Source organism: Nocardia sp. CA-119907, assembly GCF_050955995.1.
In the GTDB taxonomy this organism is placed as follows: domain Bacteria; phylum Actinomycetota; class Actinomycetes; order Mycobacteriales; family Mycobacteriaceae; genus Nocardia.
The window spans coordinates 9,295,843-9,313,635 of record NZ_CP192091.1 but is presented as its reverse complement, the minus strand read 5'-3'; the positions used below and the strand labels follow the sequence as shown (position 1 = coordinate 9,313,635).

The following is a 17,793-nucleotide window of genomic DNA, read 5'->3' as shown; positions in this document are numbered from 1 at the left end:
GCGTTCAGCGCCTGAACAGCGATCGGCCCGGGTGCGCACTGCGCACCCGGGCCGATTGGCTTCCGCTACCCGTCAGTTCTTGCGGCCGGGAGCCTTGGCCCCGGATTTGAAGCCAAGGCCACCGGGCTTGGCGGCCGGGGGCGTGACTTCGGGGGCGCCGTTGCCGGAGGTGCCGTTGGTGGGCTGGTCCGGCTCCGGGGTCGAATCCACGGGGGCCGCAGCGGTTTCCGCGGCGGGTGAGGATTCGACCGGGGTCGACGGTGCGGCCGCGCCGGGAGCCTTCGGGCCGGGGCGCTTGAAGCCGGACTTCATGGCCAGGCCCTTGGCGGGGATGGACGGCTTGGTTTCGGTGGGGGCCGAAACCGGTTCGGCGGCCGGTGCTTGTGCGGCCGGGGCAGGAGCGGCAGTCGCTTCCGCGGGTGCCGGTGCCTTGGCTCCGGGTGCCTTCGCGGCGCCCTTCATCGCCAGGCCCTTACCGCCGGGTGCCTTCGCCGGGCCCTTCATGGCCAGGCCCTTGACCGGGGCCGCGGGCGTGGCCGGTGCCTCGGCGGCCGTGGCCGCTTCGTTCGCGGCAGCGGCGGGGGCCGCCTTGGCGCCGGGGGCTTTCGCGCCACCCTTCATACCGAGACCGCCGGGTGCCTTGGCGGGGCCCTTCATCGCGAGGCCCTTGACCGGTGCGGCCGGAGCCGAAGTCGCCTCCGTGTCCGCGGCCGGTGCCTTGGCTCCGGGTGCCTTCGCGGCTCCCTTCATCCCGAGCCCGCCGCCGGGTGCCTTGACCGCGCCCTTCATGCCGAGACCACCGGGCGCCTTGCCGCCGCCCTTCATCGCGAGGCCGCCACCGGCCGGTGCCGCCTTCGGCTCGGCCGCGGCCTCGGCGACCGGGGTCGGTTCGGGTGCGGCGGCCGGTTCCGGCTCGGGGGCCGTCTTCGGTTCCTGCACCACGGTCAGGTTCTCGGTCAGGGTGGCCGGATCGACGCGGTCGATGGCATCGAGCATGAGCTGGGCGACATCGACGACCTCGACGCCCTGGCCGACCTCGCCGCCGTCCTTGCGTGCGGTGACACCGTCGGTGAGCATGACCCGGCAGAACGGGCAGCCGGTCGCGATCTTGGACGGTTCATTGCCGCCGCCCAGGGTGGACAGGGCTTCGTCGACGCGATCGATATTGATGCGCTTGCCGAGCTGTTCCTCCATCCACATGCGGGCGCCACCGGCGCCACAGCACATGGAGCGCTCGCCGTGGCGCGGCATTTCGACCAGGGTGGACCCGGAGGCCTCCATCAACTCGCGCGGTGCGTTGTAGACCTTGTTGTGGCGGCCCAGGTAGCACGGGTCGTGGTAGGTGACGTTCTGCGATACCGACGCGACCGGGATCAGCTGCTTCTGCCGCACCAGCCGGTTCAGCAGCTGGGTGTGGTGCACCACCTCATAGCTGCCACCGACCTGCGGGTACTCATTGTTCAACGCGTTGAAGCAGTGCGCGCAGGTGACCACGATCTTCTTGCGCGACTGTTCGACGCCTTCGAAAACCGAGTTGAGCAGTTCGATGTTCTGGGCAGCGAGCTGCTGGAACAGGAACTCGTTGCCCGCGCGCCGGGCGGAGTCGCCGGTGCAGGTCTCGTCGGCGCCGAGCACCATGAACTTCACCCCGGCCGTGGCGAGCAGTTCCGCGACCGCCTTGGTGGTGCGCTTGGCGCGATCCTCGTACGCACCCGCACAGCCGACCCAGAACAGGTACTCATAGCCGTCGAAGGAGTCGGCGTCCTGACCGAAGACCGGGATCTGGAAGTCGAGTTCGTTGATCCAGTTCAACCGGTCCTTGGCATTCTGTCCCCAGGGGTTGCCCTTGTTCTCCAGATTCTTGAACAACCCGGCCAGCTCGGAGGGGAACTCCGATTCGATCAGCACCTGGTAGCGGCGCATATCGATGATGTGGTCGACGTGTTCGATATCGACCGGGCACTGCTCGACACATGCACCACAGGTCGTGCACGACCACAGCACTTCCGGATCGATGATGCCGTTGAGATCTTCGCCACCGACCAGCGGACGCTCGGCCTCGGCCTTGGCCGCCGCGGAAATCTTGGCCAGCTTGCGCTCATCGGGCTTGCCGTCGGCATCGACCAGACCGACCTCGTCGCCGCCCATATCCTTGCGGCCACCGGCCAGCAGGTACGGCGCCTTCGCGACGCCGTGGTCTCGCAGCGACATGATCAGCAGCTTGGGCGAGAGCGGCTTACCGGTATTCCAGGCCGGGCACTGCGACTGGCAGCGACCGCATTCGGTGCAGGTGGTGAAGTCCAGCCAGCCCTTCCAGGAGAAGTCCTCGACCCGGCCGGCGCCGAAGGTGTCGACATCCGGGTCGGCGGTCTCCATATCGACCGGCTTGCCCTTGGACATCATCGGCTTGGCGGCGCCGAGTGCGACGCTGCCGTCGTCCTCACGCTTGAAGTAGATGTTGAAGAAGGCCGCGAACCGGTGCCAGGCCACACCCCAGTTGATATTGCGACCGACCAGCAGCAGGAAGGTGCTGCCCGACACCATCTTGATGAACGCGAAGACGGCAACCATCGCCACGCTGGACGGCAGCAGCTTGGCCACCTGCATGGTGAAGAAGTCGGTCCACGCCTCGGAGTGGCCGTAGGTGGCGATCTTGCCCGCCTTGACCATGACCATGCCGATGCCCTCGAGGAAGACGATCGCCTCGATGACATAGGCCGGACCGAATTGCGAACCGCTGAATCGCGACAGCCGCTCCGGCACCCGCGGGTGGTTGAGCTGGCGAATGGCGATCAGCACGAGGATGCCGATCACGGTGCCGATGCCGAGCAGTTCGTCCCACAGGTGGTAGATGCCCCAGCTGCCGAGGATCGGCCAGTGGAATTCGGGATCGAAGGTCTGCCCGTACGCCTCGAAGTACAGGATGAAACCGCCGAGGAAGCCGATCATCACCAGCCAGTGCGCCCAGCCCACCGTGCGGAATTTGTTCATCCGGGTGTGGGCGAGGAATTCGACGATCATCGTCTTGAGCCGAGGGAAGAACGGCCGCCAGCGATCCGGCGCGGGTTGGCCGATCATGATCGCGCGGGTCATCTTGCCGACGCCGCCGACGAATGAAGCCCAACCCAGGAGGCTGAACGCCACACCAATCGTGCCCAGCGTCAGTGTCAGGGCATTCATGTCGCGACCTTTCTTTAGAGGCAACACGAGCGTGGGCGGCGATTCAGCCACCCAGTTGGCTCGTATCCTAACCGCAGGTAAGTTACCCACCGGTAACTTACCTGCCTATCGTACGATCGGCAGTTGGCCAGTGCCCCCTCTTCCTGGGGCTTGACCTGCATTCTGCCTGTGATGGATCTCACGAAGATCCGACAATTCGGATGTGAGTTCGGGCGACAACCACCGTAAACAGTCGGCAATGCCGTTCTGACGCTAAGGACAGGCTTAGTCACGCGGAGATCACAGAATGACCAACGGATCTCGCATCTTCATGTCGGTTGGATTACGCTCACGACGTTCTGTCTGCTGTGCCTGCTCTTCACACTGCTCGGGGAGAATCCGGAGGCCGACCACTCCGGGTTGATGAGCGCTCTCGCGTGTACGGAGGCAGCTCGCAGACAACCTTGATGATGGATTGGATACTGAATGAAACTCCGCAGCACCACCGCGGCTGCCGTTATGGCCATTGGTGCGATGACCATCGGTCTCGGAACCGCGCATGCCGATCCGGCTGCACCGGCTGACCCCGGCGTCACCTATTCCGTCAAGTTGGTGGACAAGACCGTTGTGGCGGCGCTCAAGGGGGGGACCTTCTCGCTGACCGAGGAGCCCGGCGCCACTGTCGACGACCCGAAGACCACGGTCGCGAACGTGCGTGACGGCAAGGGCAACACCCTCGTCTCCTTCCCGCTGAACGTGGACGTCGACGGCAAGCTCGTGCCGGTCAAAGCGGATATGAAGAACGACGGCACCGTGCTCGAGGTCACCCCGGAGAAGCCCGCGGATCTCACGGTGTCGGACAAGCCGGTCGTCGCCAAGCCGGTCGTCGCCAAGGAAGTCGCGTCGCCGATCGAAAACCAGCGCGCGCAGAACGAATTCGCGAGCAACTTCGGCATCGCGACCGCGGTCGGTGGGTTCATCGGCACCGCGATCGGTGCGGTTGTCGGCTGCATCTTCGGGCTTCCGCTGTTCGGCGTCGGCTGCATCGCCGGTCTGCCGATCGGTGCCGGCATCGGCGGCATCCTCGGCACCATCGCCGTCGGTGGTCCGACGCTGGTCGCCGCTGGCATCGACCTGCTCAACACCCTGCAGGCGCCGGACGGCACCACCAAGTGGGCCGAGAAGCCGGTGGCGGCAGCCGCGGCGCCCGCCCCGGCGCAGCAGCCGAACTAGTTCGAACCGAACTCGCAACCGGCCTGTCCTCTCTGGAGGGCAGGCCGGTTGTGCTTTTTCAGGCCTGGCGCTCGCGCAGATCCAGACTGCCGCTGAAGACTTCCTCGCCCTTACCGCGCCCGAACCGCCCGAATGAACGCTCGGCCATTTCGAACGAGCCGTCCTCGCGCACCAGCAATACCGTGCTCGCCCTGGTTCCGTGCAGTGCGCTGGCGATGAATCTGGCCGAGAGCGTGCGCTCGCGGCGCAGCGAGACTCCGGTGCGCGGCAGGAGATCATCGGGCGCCTCGGCGCGATCGGCCAGCACCTCGAAGTAACGGGCCAGATTTCCCGGATCCGATTCGACGACCGTGCGCAGATCGGTGACGCCGCTGCGCACCTTGGGCCACATGGGTTGGGGCGCTCCCAATGCCGCCGCGGAGCCCGGTGCGGCCGATGTTACGAAGGTACCGTTGGACACGCCATGGAAGCCCGGTGTCAGCTCTTGCGGAGGAACCGCGCTGCGGTTGGAGTGCCACCACAGCGATTCGAGGTCCGAGACCATCATGTTGTAGCCGTTGTAGTCATCCGGAGCGGCGGCGACGTCGAGGACGTACTGCTCCGGACCCGGGATATCGTCGCCGGCATCGGTGCCGCGCAGGAAGTCCATCAGCAGCGCCCCGCGTGAACGGGCGTCACCGCGTTCGGCTTTCGGGTTGCGCACATTGGTAACCGTGGCGAATCGATTGCGCCCCTTCGCCTCCCGGGTCAGGCCCAGCCAGGTCCCCGGCGGATCGCCCGCGTGTTTGCCGATCGCCCCCAGATCACGCCCGGCCAGCAGTCCCGGCACCTCGGACCACCATCGCATCGACTCGGTCGGGCGGGAGTAGAACTCATCGCGATTGGCCGCGACGATCAACCGAAATTCCGGATGCACCCGCCAACCGATCAACACCAAACACATGCAGTCCAGGATGCCGGAACAGGGCCGCGCCCCAAAGGGCCTTTCGGGGCGTTAGGGCTGCGCAAGGTCAGTAGATCGCCCACAGTGACAGCAAAAAGGCCGACAGCGTCGCCGCTGCCGGCCTTTTCGAGCCCTTGGCTAGCCGGTACCCACCGGTCGGTTCGGGCTCAGTTGTTGACCTTGAGACCCGGGTTGTCCGAAAGCACCACGCTGACCGGCTGTGCGAACAGCTGCGGTGCATTGCCGGTAAGGGCGCCGATCAGATTCGGGATCTCGCAGATCGGGAAGTCGGCAACCGACGACGCGCTGGAAATGCCGAGCGCCATCCGGCCGGAGACGATCGCGCCGCCGCTGTCACCGGGCAGGGCGCAGATATTGGCGGAGAAGGCCTGGGTCAGCTCCCGTTCGCCGACCTGCACGGTCTGGTCGACGGCGTTGACGATGCCGCAGCTGAAGCCGGTGCGCGCACCGGACTTGCAGACCGGAGCGCCGACCACCGGAACGGCAACGCCCTCGATGGCGACCGGCGCACCCGGCTGGCGCACCAAGTTGTTCGTGAACCGATCCTTGGCCTGGTCGTTGATCCGGATGATCGAGTAGTCCTGCGCGCCCAGCACCGACTTCTGGAAGGTGCCCAGCTGCGCGCCGGGCCGGTCGCCGACCATTTCGAAGACGCCGGAGGCATTCGCCGAACCCGCCGACGCGATGTCGGGGTTGCAGTGGCCCGCGGTGATGTTCACGACATTGCCCGCCCGGTCGGTGCCATTGAAGCCGAACGAGCACCGCAGCGACGTCTTCCCGGCGATCGAGGCATAGGCGTCACCACCGGCCAGCGGGCCGGTCTGCATCGCGCCGGCGACCGGAGTCGTCTGCAGCTGCTCACCGGCGACCGGTGGCGCCATCACGATGACCCGTGACGGATCGATGAAGTTCGGCATCGGCAGACCGGCCTGCTCGACCCGCACCGCGATGCTGTTGTTGACGGTGTCGACGACCACGCCGCGCACCAGCGCGGAAACGGCCTCGGGCTGCCCGTCCAGCCAGCGCTCGAACGCGCTCTTCTCACCACGCAGCGCCGCCTCGCTCTTGGCGACGTTGCGGACCTCGAATCCGGCCGACGTGGCGGCCTTGCGGGCCTCGTCGGCGCCGGAGCCCTGCGCGAGCGCCACCACGGCCTTGCCGCCGTCATCGAGCCACGCGCCACCGAAGACCTGCGGGAACTGGCGCTGCGCTGTGGTGGCGAAGGCCGCGACCTGCTGGGCCAGATCGGCGCGGTGCAGGTACTCCTCGGGGGAGATCTTCAGATCACGCGCGACCGCCGCGATCAGCTCGGCGGGCAGGGCGGGCTGATCGGGTTGCGCGTTCGCTACTGCCGCCGTCGGACCGAACAGCAGAATCGCCGCCGAGGCGGCGATTACTGATTTTCGGACTCGGGTCTGTCGCGCAGCTGATCGGAACTGACCTATACGTGGCAGGAGCATGCCCATACCTTAAGGTGTCCGGCCGGTTATGCCTACTCATGTCGGGATGTTGTGCTGCCCACTGTGGATCCGGCGGACCGCGCCGCGCAGAACCGGTGTCCGGCAACGGGTTACCCGGCGTTCAGCCGGGTCCGCACCGTGATGCCATTGCCGACGCCGCCGCCGGAGGACGCATCGATATCGGCCAGGATCGAGCGGATCGGAATGCCGAGCGTCGCGGTGCCGCCGTACTGCGCGAGCGCGATATTGGCCTCATTGCAGTCGGGTGCGTCGGCGGCGTTGGAACCGCTGGTGATGCCGAGGGCGAGGGTGCCGGAGACGATCGCGCCGCCGCTGTCGCCGCCCAGCGTGCAGGCCGAACTGGCGAAGCCGCGCACCGTCTTGCTCACGCCCTCGGAGGTGTAGAGCTGGGTCTCGACCCGGTCCGCCACCACGAACCCACAGGTGAAGGTGGACGACTGGCCCGATTTGCAGACCGGAGCGCCGGTGACCGGCTCGGCGGTGCCGGTGATGGTCAGGGTGGTGCCATTGGACCCGCGCACCGACGGCTGGTCCATACCCGCGTTGACCGAGCGTTCGTTCAGCTTGATGACGGAGTAGTCGAGCGCGCTCGGGCCGCCCAGGCGCGCCGCGACGAAGTTGCCGAGCTCGATGCTGTTCGGGATGTCACGGATATTGGGCAGGTAGACGGCGGCCTGCTGATCGCTCTTCTCGATATTCGGATCGCAGTGGCCCGCGCTGATATTCAGCGCGTTGCCCGCCGCGTCGACGCTGTTGAAGCCGAACGAGCAGACATCGACGCCGCGCAGCGAGGTGTCCTTCAGCGAGGTCGGCGCGGTGATGTAGGTGTCGCCGCCCATCGGACGGCGCTCGACGGGACCGCCGCTATTGGGCGACAGGATGACCTTGACGTTGGCGATCAGGGTCGGCAGGTTCAGCGCGTGGCCGACCGGCGTATTGGCCACCGACATGATCAGCTGGCTGTTCAGGAAGTCGATCGCGACGGAGTTGATCGACTGGGAGATCTCCTTCGGCAGCGTATTGATCCACTGATTGAGCTGCATCAGTGAGTTCTCCAGGCTGTTCGCCGAGACCGGGGCGAGCCGGGTCTGATAGCCGTCGGCCGCGGCGATCTTGGCGGCATCGACCGAGGTGACCGCGACGACCGGCTTGCCGTCGGTGCCGATCCAGGCGCCCGCGTAGGTATCGGGGCGTTCGCTGCGGAACGAGCGCGCGTAGTCGCTGAGCTGCTGGGCCTTGGCCGAGCGCTCCAGATACTCCGCAGGCGTCATCTTCAGATCGCGGGAGATGGCCTGCACCAGTTCGGGCGGCAGGTTCTCCGCACTCAGCTGCCCTGGTGCTGTCGGTTCTGCCGAAGCGGCGGTGGTGACGAGTAAGGGTGCGATGAATACGGTCGCGGCGAATCCGATCGAGGCCGCCTTGACCGCGGCGCTACGCGCCACCAACTTGCGCATGAAGTCCCTTCGTCGGCACGAGGTGTGCCAGCTACGTCCGTGGGCCATCCGCTTGGCGCACAGTCTTCGTCCAGCAACAGACCTGTTGTTCGCAAATTTTCCGACAACATCGGTCAGCCGATCACTTTAAGGCACAAACCTGTGTCGGGCCCCACTAAATCATCGAGGAGATGGGAAGTCGAACGTGTACTGCGGTTCCCACGGCTGCGGAGTCCAGCCGGGAGCGGTCCACATCGGGAATGGGCGTGTTGTCGTGGTTCGGCTCGGCCGCGTGGTGGTCGGCGATGTCGTCGTGGCGGGCGGCTCGGTGGTGGTGGTCGGCGGCGGCGTCGTGGTCGGCGCCTCGGTGGTCGTCTCCGGCTCGCTGCTGGTGATGACGACGGGCGGTTCGGTGGTGGTGGCCGGCGCGGTCGGGAGGTTGACCGGCGGTTGCGGCGACGGGCTCACCGATACCTGATCGGATTTGGCATCACGCATCGGCGGCACCGGGGTCGCCGGGTCGTGGAAGAGCACCGAGATGCCCAAGCCCCCGAGCACCAAGCCGATGACGGCGGCGACCCCGATCAGCAGTGGGGTGACGCGCGGTGCCTTGGATTTTTCGGCGGCGGCCGCGGCCGCGGGCACCTCGACGGCGGTCGGTGCAAGCGGTTCGCCGACCGGCGCGACGAGCGGTTCGCCGATCGGAATCGCCGCCGAATAGGCCTGCGGCTGGGCATCGGGCGCCGGCACAGCCGGGATGACGTCGGTGACCACGGTCGAATTCTCGGCATTGCTCGGATCCGGCGGTGTCGCGCCGGCGGGTGTCGCCAGCACCGCGGCCAAGGCCGCCCGAGCGGCGTCGTAGGCGTAGGACTGCTCCGGTGCGACGGCGTCGCTGCCGGGTAGGTCACCCTCGCTGACCAGCAATACCGAACGCAGACCGAGGTAGTCGAGGGCTTCGCGCAGCGAGAGCACGTATTGGGACGGCCACTCGGCGGGGTAGGTCGCGTAGAACTCGGCGGCGCCGTTCAAATGTTCGGCGGTGAGATTGATCAGGCAGAACAGTGCCGTCGCGACCAGGTCCTCGGCCCGGTAGGCCTCGCCGTCGTCGACGGAGATACCGGCGGGATCGCCTACCGCGGAGGCGAAACCGGTGATCGAATGCGTATGACCGGCCGGGGCTGGACCGCCGAGGACGGTGTCACCGTCATCGGACATGTGCAGGATCGACTCACGGACTATGAACTGTGGTTCGCCGCTATCGGTCACGATGGCCGCTGTGCAGTTGTCCTCGGCGATGCGCAGGCCCACCCCAGTGGCCATCCTCAAATACCTCGCTTCGGCGTCACAGATCGGCTGGCACCCCGGTCACACCAGCAGCGAGCCGTGTCCCATGGCGCGGAGCATCGACAATAACTCCGAACGGGAACGGGCACCGATCCGGCGTCGGATACGGGCGACATGATGCTCCACGGTCTTCGCCGAAATATACAGACGAGCGCCGATCTCCCGATAGGTCAGACCGAGGAGCACGAGTTCGGCGACCTCGCGTTCGCGGTCGCTGAGGATCGCCGCGTCCGGGACCGGTTCCGGCGGCGGCGTCGGCCCATCGCCGTTGGTCGCGGCGGGTGCGGCCGGGCGGACCGGCTGTTCCTGGGGCCGGGCGTCGGCGCGGACGGTCCTGGCCAGTTTGAGCAGTGCCGTGGCGGTGGCGGAATCGGCGGCCGCGAGTGCGGCTTCGCTCGCCAGCCGGGCGGCGTCCCAGGTCAGGCCGATCTCGCTGAGTCCGGCCACGGCGGCCTGCACCGGGGCCGCGGCGACCTGTCCGCGCAGCACGAGTACCCAGGTGCGGCCCGCGTCGGCGAGGATCGCGGCGTGCCGGTCCCCGGCCTCGGCCGCGGCCTTGAGCAGCCGGGCGTGCGGGAGCAGTTCCTCCGGACTTTCGTGCGCGATCGCGGCCTGCACGCCGTACCAGTGGAAGGCATTGGCCCAGGCGGGCGGTTGGTCCAGCCGGTGCAGCAGTGCCAGGGAGGCATCGACCAGCGGCGCGATCCGGCGTTCATCGCGCAGCCGGATGCCCGCCAGCCACAACTCACCGATCGGCAGCAGCGTGAGCAGGTCGGCATCGACATCGTCGAAGAGCGGATAGGCGGCCTGCCAGGCGCGGGTGAGCGCGGCATGATCACCGCCGCGGCGAGCCAAGCCGACCGCGACGCCGTGTGCGAGCAGGCGGTCGCGGATATCGAGCGAATCCGGTTGCAGCGCGGCGACGGTGGCCGCGGCGGCCTGTTCGTCCCCGCCGAGCATCGCGGCCCATGCGGTGAGCACCTGCAGTTGATGGCAGCGCAGGCCGCTGGTGCCGGCCCGGCGCAGTGCCTCACCGGCGCGGCGCGGTTCACCGGTGCTCAGGCACAGCAGCGTCGCGATGGAGACCGCGGTGCACGGCAGGAACCGATCGCTGCTCGCATCCGCCTGCGCGGCCTGGATGAGTGCGGATACCGCTGCGGCGGTGCCGGTTCGGTGTTCGAGGATGGTGCGGGCGAGCGCGCTGGCGATCAGGCGCGCGTGTGCGGTGGCCTCGGTCGGCGGCCACTGCGTCGAGGATTCGGACAGCTCCGCCGCCGTGGTCACGTCACCGGCGAGGTACTGCACGGTCGCGCCGACCGCCCAATCCGCGCCGACCCGATGCGCGCCGAGCCAGGAATACAGCTGGGCGGCGCGGCCGACCAGACCGCGTCGGGTGAGCACGGCGGCGCAGATCCGCACGGCCGCGGCCAATTCCGCGCCCGAAACACCCGGGCGAGCCAAGAGCGGTTCGGCCAGTCGCATGGCCGTATCGCCGTCGCCGGTATTCGCGGCCGCCTCCGCCCAGCGCAGCGCGATGAGGTCGGGATCGGCGCCGCTGGCCGCCGCGGCGGCGTAGTAGCGGATGGCCTCCCGGCCCGCCTTTTCGGCCGCGGCGCAGAGGAATTCGGCCAGCCGCTGATCGCGGACGCCGGATTCGGCGAGCAGCAGCGCCGTGTGACCGCGCAGCAGGTTCGCATCCAGTCGCGCGTTGAGCAAGCGACGCTGCACCGCCACGAAGCGGCGATCGCCGAGCAGGGTGCGCAGCGGCGTGACGGCGGGCTCGAGCAGCAGATCGGCATCGGTGACCAGGGCACTGGCCCTGGCCCGGTCGATAAGGTCTTGGGCGGCGGGGGAATCCACGCCGAGGACCTCGGTGAGTTCGGTGGAGTCCAGGCCGGTGCCGGTCGTGGCGACCACCAGGGTCTCCAGCAGATCCGGCTCGAGATTGTCCAAAAGGGCACGGGCCCATGCGGCGACGGCATCGTCGACGGCGCTGATCCCGGCATCGAGACGGGCCGAACAGGCGGCGGTCAGCGCGGCGACCACACCGCCACGGCTGCCCGCGGTCTGGCGATGGATGTGCTGGGCGACCGGGCGCGGCACCGCCATGCCGAGTTCGCGGGCGAACGGCGCGATATCGGAGACACCGAGGGCGCGCAGATCGGCCACCCGGCCGCGGCGGGCGACGGTGTCGGCGAGTGTGCGCAGGCGCGGATCGTGCGGACGTGGCTGGGTCGCGACGATGACCGTGTAGCGGCCGGATTCGATGGTCGCGCAGAGAGATTCGAGATCGGCTGCGCTGAGGGTGTGCGCATTGTCGATGACCAGCGCGGGGCGCGGGGCGGTGCCGCGCGGATGGGCGCCGTTGTTGGAGCGAATGCCCGGCCCGGTACTGGGCTTTTCGGCGGTTCGGACCATATGACCGCTGCGGTGGCCGTCGCCGCTGACATGGTCCGCGCTGTTCGCGCGGATGCGGTTGGCGTGCGCATCGGTATCGGTGTGCGGCCGGTTCGGATCGTGGCCGTCCGTTATCGCATGCCCGCCGTCGACCGAGCTGACCCGCGGTGCAAGGTATTCGGTCATCACCGGATCGTCTTGGAACGGAATGCCGTGCGCGCGCAGGCGGGCCCGGATTACCGAAAGCAGGGTGGATTTGCCGGAGCCGGACCGGCCGCGGATGAGATAGACGACCGGTTGCCGGTCGGCGGAGTCCAATTCGCGAAAGATCTCCCGCGCGCAGGGCAGCGTGTCGAAGGCGATGTCACTCATCATCTGCCTCCGGGAATCTTCGGCAGGGCGGATACGACGCCGCCGACGGTGTCGCCCAGGGGTGTGGTGTCGGTCGGCAGGGGCAGGTGCACGGTCGGGACCTGCGGTTGCGGTACGGGCTGCGGTGTCGGCTGTGGCTGCGTTGTCGGCTGTGGCTGTGGCTGCGGTGCCGGTGCCTCCGTCGTCGGTTGTGCGGCGGGTGCCGGCTGACTCTGCGTCGGTTGGCTCTGTGCCGATTGACTCTGGGCGGGCTGGCCATCGGTGGTCTGGACCGGCGCGGACTGACCGTTCGCGGCGGCGGTGTTCGTGGCCGGGGAACTCGGTTGTCCTGCAACAGGTTTCGGCTTATCTGTGGTTCCGGCGGGCGAGTCCTTGGCGGAGGTGGTCGCGGTATCGGAGGTGTTGCCGCTATTGGTCACCGCGACGACCGCTGCGCCCGGCGCGGTCGTCGGGTCGGGGCTCGCGGGTCGGTTCGGCCCCGGCTGCGCGCCGGTTCCGATGGCGACGGTACCGGTGGCGAGTGCGCCGAGTATCAGAGCCGCGCCCGCGATGATGGCGGCGCGCTGGCGGCCGGAGAGCCTGCGGCGGGACCGGTCGCGGCGTTTCGGCAAGGTCTGATTGGGCACCGTCGCGTTGTCGTCGGCGGGGGTGCGGCCGGTCATGCGGGAGCTGGGCGCGGGTGGCTGCACGCGTCGCGGCACCGTCGGAAATTCGGTGGTCTTCGCGATGCCGACGGCCATGGCCGCCCCGGGGGTGCGATCCACCGTCGCCGACAGCAGATCCGCGGCCAGCTCGGCGGCGCCGAGTGCGCTGGTGAACTTCGGCTCCGGCGCCGCGACCACGGGGAGCCCGAATTCGGTCGAGACCAATTCGGCGACCAGTGGGATCGCGCCGCCGCCACCGGTGAGCAGCACCCGGCCGATATCGCCGATATCGAGTCCGGCGCGATGTACCGCGTCGCGAATGAGATCGATCGAGGTCAGCAATGGCCCGCGGAGCAGATCCTCGAGTTCGCCGCGGACCAGTCGGATGTTTTCGGCATGGTGATCGGCCGGGTTCAAACGAACCGGGACGACCGTCGCGGTATTTGTGGAAAGCTCTTCTTTCGCATATCGGCAGCGATCGCGCAATGCCGATAATTCTCGTTCGACGACCGGATCGAACGGATCGAAATCATTTCCGCGCAGGGCATTAGCCAGGACGTAGCGCATGGTCAGCAGATCGAATTCGGCGCCGGCGACATCGGTGGTCCGCAGTGGTGTGCCGAGCACTGCCGCGGCAACGCCGGTACGCACCACCGAGACGGTGAGACCGGATGCGCCGAGGTCGTAGACGACCACCGTGCCGTCACCGAGCGGGCCGTGTGCGGCCTCGAGCCAGCGCGCCGCCGCGGTCGGTTCCGGAACCAAGGTCACCTCGCGCAGGCCCGCGCGATCCAACGCGGCCCGCTGCACATCGACGGTGTGCCGCGACCACCACGCCGGATGGCAGGCGACCGTGGATTGCGCGGCGTCGGCGCCGGTCTCTTCGATCAGACAATCGACCGCGGTGGCCACGAGATCCGCTGCGGAGTGGGCGGTTCCGTCTTCGGCGAGAATATCCACCGGATCGCCGACCCGCGCGAGAAAGCCCTCGAGCACGACGTCATTGGAGTGCCTGCCGGTCGGTCGGGCGCCGTCCCCGAATGCGGGCGCCGCCTCCGGGGTGAGGCGCAACACACTCGGATGGGTTATGACGGTGCCGCCGGAGTGGCCCCTGTCGAAATCGCTGCCGTCCCCCGCAGTCGCCACGGCGACCGAATTCGCCGCTCCGACATTGATGCCGAGCGCCAGACGCTCTGTCATTCGAGAACCCCGTTCGAAAACTGTGTGGCCCGGTAGTCGCTGTTGTAGTTCTGGAAGGGGCGGAGTGGCCCTGCCAACCGCAACACTTCTGTCGGTTGCTGGGCGTCCGCCGTTACTGAGGCGGGGAAGTTGCGGGGAAATTCCCCTAATGGTTCGGGTGCCCCTAACGATGACGTGCGGTGCGCAGTAGGGGTGCGCCCCGTTTCGAAGTAACGCTTGACGTCCCTAGCGTGAAATGCATTCCAACGACCGCGGATCGCGAGGGTCCGCTCATCCAGGGAGATGATTTCGATGACACCGAACGCGATTCTGGAGTTCATCCTCAACCTGCTGCGCGACCATGAGGCAGCGGTGGGTTACTGCGCCAACCCCGGACAGGCACTGGCTGCTGCCGGTTTGCCCGCGGTGACGCCGGAGGACATTGCCGCCGTCGCCCCGATGGTCGCCGAATCGGCCCTGATCGCGGGCGGTTCGCAGCTGTCGGCGATCGTGGCGGCCGGTGGCGCTGGCGCGGCCGACGCGAATGCCGCCGCTGGCGCGAATACCGCCGCGGCGGTCGGTGTCGGCGCGGCCGCCGACGCGGGCGTCGACCTCGGCACCGATATCGATCTCGGCGCCGACCTGGGCGTCGGCACCGGCCTCGACCTGGCCACCGGCCTCAATGGCGCGATCGGCGCCGGCCTGCAGGCCGGCGCCGACCTCGGCGCGGGTGTGGCCACCGGCCTCGGCGGCATTGTCAATGCGGGTGCGGGTCTGACCGCTGGTCTCGGCGGCGTTGTGGATGCTGGTGTACAGGCTGTGACCGGTCTCACGGCTGGACTCGGAGGGGCGCTCGGCGCCGGTGCGCAGGCCGGGGCCGATCTGGCGACCGGGCTGTCGGGCGCGATCGATGCCGGTGCGCAGGTGGGCACCGGCCTGAACGGTGCGCTCGGCGCGGGCCTCAACGGTGCCGTCGGCACCGGTGCGGAGGTGATTTCCGGTTTGGAGACCGGGTTGTCCGGCGGCCTCGGCGCGGGCGGCCAAGTGGGTGCCGACCTCGGTGCCGGGCTGAACGGCGTCATCAACGCAGGTGCCGACCTCGGCGCTGGCCTCAGCGGCGCCATCGGTGCCGGTGCCCAGGCGGGTGCCGACCTCGGCACGAGCTTTTCCACCGGTCTCGGCGGTGTGGTCGATGCCGGCACCCATGCGGCGGCCGGCCTGGAGGCGGGAATCGGCGGCGCGGTCGGTGCGGGCGGTCAGGCCGGTGCGGACCTCGGCGCCGCGCTCGGCGGCGGCCTGTCCACCGGTCTCTCCAGCGCCATCGGCACCACGGCCGACGTGAACACGGACCTGACCACTGGTCTCAGCGGCGCCCTCGGCGGCGCGACACAGATCGGCGGTGATCTCGGCGCTGGCCTGTCCACTGGAATTGGTGGTGCGGTCGACGCCGGTGCCGGTCTTGGCGGTGGTTTGTCGACTGAGCTCGGCGGTGCGGTCGATGCTGGTGCACATGCCGGTAGTGATCTCGGCGCGGGGTTGTCCACCGGAATTGGTGGTGCCGTGGACGCTGGCGCGCAGGCCGGTGCCGGACTTGATGGCGGGCTGTCGACGGGAATCGGTGGTGCGGTTGATGCTGGTGCGCAGGCGGGCGCCGGTCTTGGTGGCGGGCTGTCCACCGGACTCGGCGGAGCCTTCGACGCCGGGACACACGCGGGTGCGGATCTGTCGACCGGAATTGGTGGTGCTGTCGGTGGTGGTGCGCAGGTCGGTAGCGACCTTGGTGCGGGACTGTCCTCGGGGCTGAGTGGCGCGATCGACGCGGGTGGGCAGGCAGCTGGTGGTTTGGAAACCGGGCTGTCCACCGGAATTGGTGGCGCTGTTGATGCTGGTGCTGGACTTGGTGGCGGGCTGTCGAGTGGGCTCGGAGGCGGTGTCGATACTGGTGCCGGGCTGTCCGCGGGAATTGGCGGTGCGGTTGATGCTGGTGCGCAGGCGGCAGGGGGTCTGGAAACCGGGCTGTCGACGGGACTTGGTGGTGCGGTCGGTGGCGGTGCGCACACCGGGGGTGATCTCGGGGCAGGGCTGTCCGCAGGCCTTGGTGGTGCTGTCGACGCTGGTGCGCAGGCGGGGAGCGGTCTGTCCACCGGACTCGGTGGCGGCGCGCAGGCCGGGGGCGGTGTGTCCACGGGTTTGAATGGGGTTGTCGATGCTGGGGCGCAGGCGACCTCGGGGATCGAGAGTGCGTTCGGCGCTGGTGCGCAGGCGGGGTCGGAGCTCGGTGGGGGGCTGGCTACCGGTGTCGGCGGTGTGGTGGATGCCGGTACGGGGCTTGGGGGCGGAGTTTCTTCTGGAGTTTCTTCTGGTGTGTCGTCCGGGGTCGGTGCGGCCGGTCAGGTGACGACCGGGCTGGAGTCGACGTTGGCCACCGGTGCCGCGCTCGGTGCGGGCGCCGATCTCGGTGGCGGATTGTCGACGAGCCTGGGCGGTGGTTTTGACGGCGGCGGACAGGTCGGGTCCGGTCTGGGTGGCGCTGTCGATGCGGGTGCGCATGCGACGACCGGGCTTTCCGGTGCCGCGAACGGCGGGTTGACCACCGGACTCGGTGGCGGTGCCCAGGCGGGTGCCGATCTCGGCGCCGGTTTGTCGTCCGGTTTGAGTGGCGCGCTCAATGGCGGTGCCCAGGCCGGTGCCGATCTCGGCGCGGGTCTGTCGTCCGGTTTGCATGGCGCGTTCGGTGCTGGCGCGCACGCGGGTTCGGAGCTCGGTGCGGGTCTGTCCGGTGGTGTGGGCGGTGCTGTCGATGCCGGGGGCCACGCGGTGACCGGATTGCAGTCGGGTCTGTCCACTGGTGTGGGCGGTGCTGTCGATGCCGGGGGCCACGCGGTGACCGGATTGCAGTCGGGTCTGTCCACCGGGATCGGCGCGGCCACCGGTGTCGGCGGCAGCGTGACGTCCGGTGCGCAGGGTGCGGTCGATGCCGGAACGCATGTGGGCACCGGCCTTTCCACCGGAATCGGCGGTGCCGCCGGTGGCGGTGCGCAGGCCGGGACGGGCTTGGAAACGGGGCTCGGCGGTAGTGCACATGCCGGAACCGGTTTGGCGACCGGGCTCGGCGGCGCCGCGCACGCGGGAACCGGTTTGGAAACCGGACTCGGCGGCGGCATCGACAGCGGCGTGCACGCCGGAACCGGACTTGCCACGGATCTCGGCGGATCGGCGAATGCCGGTCTCGGCGGCGGTCTTTCGTCGGGCGTCGACAGCACGGTGCACTCCGGTGCGGCGGGTTCGGCCGCCGGTGCGGCGCAGGGTGCTGCCAGCGGCGCCGCCGATCTCGGCGGTCACGCCGGTTCCGCGCTGACCGGCGGCGCGTCCTCGACCGTCGGTTCCACCGCGAATACCTGGTCGTCGCTGGATGTTTCGAGTGCCTTCGGTTCCGGGCTCGACAGTTCGGCCGGTTCGCATCTGGACACCTCGGTGACCGGACACAGCGACTCCGGGCTCTTCACCGATTCGCATGCGGGCACCGACCTGAGCGGACACGCGGGCGGCGATCTCGGCGGCGACGCCTTCCTGCACTAAGAAGG

Annotated in this window: 9 protein-coding genes; 2 read left to right on the top strand and 7 right to left on the bottom strand. The window is 68.7% G+C overall.

Annotated elements, in window-relative coordinates; genetic code table 11:
• Positions 1 to 72: 72 nt before the first annotated feature.
• Positions 73 to 3,180, bottom strand: coding sequence for a heterodisulfide reductase-related iron-sulfur binding cluster (locus tag ACQP2D_RS41785; RefSeq protein ID WP_433681395.1), 3,108 nt, complete (start codon positions 3,178 to 3,180; stop codon positions 73 to 75).
• Between the two features lie 465 nt (positions 3,181 to 3,645).
• On the opposite strand from ACQP2D_RS41785, the gene ACQP2D_RS41780 reads away from it, so the two are divergent.
• A complete protein-coding gene (locus ACQP2D_RS41780) occupies positions 3,646 to 4,392 on the top strand; it encodes a hypothetical protein (protein ID WP_433681394.1) in 747 nt (248 codons plus the stop codon).
• A gap of 58 nt (positions 4,393 to 4,450) precedes the next feature.
• Here the strand turns inward: ACQP2D_RS41780 and ACQP2D_RS41775 are convergent, their stop codons facing one another.
• The 6 genes from ACQP2D_RS41775 to ACQP2D_RS41750 all read right to left on the bottom strand — a co-directional run bounded on the left by ACQP2D_RS41775 (position 4,451) and on the right by ACQP2D_RS41750 (position 14,230).
• Complete coding sequence (locus ACQP2D_RS41775) at positions 4,451 to 5,335, bottom strand: NRDE family protein (protein WP_433681393.1); 885 nt, start codon at positions 5,333 to 5,335, stop codon at positions 4,451 to 4,453.
• A 167-nt stretch (positions 5,336 to 5,502) separates the two neighbouring features.
• Positions 5,503 to 6,816, bottom strand: a complete 1,314-nt coding sequence (locus tag ACQP2D_RS41770; RefSeq protein ID WP_433681392.1) for a S1 family peptidase — start codon at positions 6,814 to 6,816, stop codon at positions 5,503 to 5,505.
• Positions 6,817 to 6,926: 110 nt separating this feature from the next.
• The gene (locus ACQP2D_RS41765; protein WP_433681391.1) at positions 6,927 to 8,291 is read right to left on the bottom strand and encodes a S1 family peptidase; all 1,365 of its coding nucleotides are present in this window, start codon (positions 8,289 to 8,291) and stop codon (positions 6,927 to 6,929) included.
• A gap of 159 nt (positions 8,292 to 8,450) precedes the next feature.
• A complete protein-coding gene (locus ACQP2D_RS41760; RefSeq protein ID WP_433681390.1) occupies positions 8,451 to 9,593 on the bottom strand; it encodes a hypothetical protein in 1,143 nt (380 codons plus the stop codon).
• A 45-nt stretch (positions 9,594 to 9,638) separates the two neighbouring features.
• On the bottom strand, positions 9,639 to 12,386 hold the full coding sequence (locus ACQP2D_RS41755; RefSeq protein ID WP_433681389.1) for a LuxR C-terminal-related transcriptional regulator: 2,748 nt from the start codon (positions 12,384 to 12,386) through the stop codon (positions 9,639 to 9,641).
• A complete protein-coding gene (locus tag ACQP2D_RS41750) occupies positions 12,386 to 14,230 on the bottom strand; it encodes an Hsp70 family protein (protein WP_433681388.1) in 1,845 nt (614 codons plus the stop codon). Before ACQP2D_RS41750 ends, ACQP2D_RS41755 begins: the two co-directional genes overlap by 1 nt.
• 291 nt (positions 14,231 to 14,521) lie before the next feature.
• On the opposite strand from ACQP2D_RS41750, the gene ACQP2D_RS41745 reads away from it, so the two are divergent.
• Positions 14,522 to 17,788 carry an IniB N-terminal domain-containing protein gene (locus ACQP2D_RS41745; RefSeq protein ID WP_433681387.1) on the top strand — a complete coding sequence of 1,089 codons (3,267 nt, stop codon included), beginning with the start codon at positions 14,522 to 14,524 and terminating at the stop codon, positions 17,786 to 17,788.
• Positions 17,789 to 17,793: the final 5 nt, after the last annotated feature.

What these genes read in the sequence shown, in the direction of transcription:
- ACQP2D_RS41785 (WP_433681395.1), bottom strand. Translation starts at nt 3,180, where the DNA reads ATGAATGCCCTGACACTGACGCTGGGCACGATTGGTGTGGCGTTCAGC.
- ACQP2D_RS41780 (WP_433681394.1), top strand. Translation starts at nt 3,646, where the DNA reads ATGAAACTCCGCAGCACCACCGCGGCTGCCGTTATGGCCATTGGTGCG.
- ACQP2D_RS41775 (WP_433681393.1), bottom strand. Translation starts at nt 5,335, where the DNA reads ATGTGTTTGGTGTTGATCGGTTGGCGGGTGCATCCGGAATTTCGGTTG.
- ACQP2D_RS41770 (WP_433681392.1), bottom strand. Translation starts at nt 6,816, where the DNA reads ATGCTCCTGCCACGTATAGGTCAGTTCCGATCAGCTGCGCGACAGACC.
- ACQP2D_RS41765 (WP_433681391.1), bottom strand. Translation starts at nt 8,291, where the DNA reads ATGCGCAAGTTGGTGGCGCGTAGCGCCGCGGTCAAGGCGGCCTCGATC.
- ACQP2D_RS41760 (WP_433681390.1), bottom strand. Translation starts at nt 9,593, where the DNA reads ATGGCCACTGGGGTGGGCCTGCGCATCGCCGAGGACAACTGCACAGCG.
- ACQP2D_RS41755 (WP_433681389.1), bottom strand. Translation starts at nt 12,386, where the DNA reads ATGAGTGACATCGCCTTCGACACGCTGCCCTGCGCGCGGGAGATCTTT.
- ACQP2D_RS41750 (WP_433681388.1), bottom strand. Translation starts at nt 14,230, where the DNA reads ATGACAGAGCGTCTGGCGCTCGGCATCAATGTCGGAGCGGCGAATTCG.
- ACQP2D_RS41745 (WP_433681387.1), top strand. Translation starts at nt 14,522, where the DNA reads ATGACACCGAACGCGATTCTGGAGTTCATCCTCAACCTGCTGCGCGAC.